Source organism: Bradyrhizobium sp. 18BD (assembly GCF_054185225.1).
The window spans coordinates 1-537 of the sequence record NZ_JAVAYL010000087.1 but is presented as its reverse complement, the minus strand read 5'-3'; the positions used below and the strand labels follow the sequence as shown (position 1 = coordinate 537).

1 pseudogene is annotated in these 537 nt (G+C 62.2%); it reads left to right on the top strand.

Annotated elements, in window-relative coordinates:
* Window positions 1–140 precede the first annotated feature (140 nt).
* Window positions 141–537, top strand: a pseudogene (locus tag RAD16_RS40515) (hypothetical protein); the annotation flags it as partial.

Genomic DNA, 537 nt, shown 5'->3' with positions numbered 1-537 from the left:
ATTGAACCGTCGTCAGGCCCCTGGAGCGGCTTCTGGCCCGAAAGAATGTGCGGTGCGCGCGAAGTTGAGGCAGCGAGCACAAAATGTTACGATGAAGTAACGTCTCGTCGGCAACCCCCTCTCGACCAAGGGCTGCTAGAATGCGCAAGCTGTTGAAAAGCATCATGCTCGCCGGAATGGGGGGAATTCTCACCAGCTTCTCGCCTGGCCTTGCCTTTTCTCCTGCGACCCTGGCGATGCTCGATCCTGGCCAGCTTGCCTCCACGCTTTGCGGCGGCAAGGCGATGGCGTCCGCGCTGAAGCGCGAACTGGTGCTGGCCAGCGCAGTCACTGGACCTGTTGGAGCGCCTTCCAGCCCGATGCCGCTCTATCCCGATCTCTCAGCGTCCCGCTTGCCGGTTTCGACGTCGAACGAGCAGGCGCGGCGCTATTTCAATCAGGGGTTGGTGCTCACTTACGGATTCAACCACGCCGGTGCGGTTCGCTCGTTCCGCGCGGCGCAACGGCTCGATCCCGACTGTGCGATGTGCTGGTGGG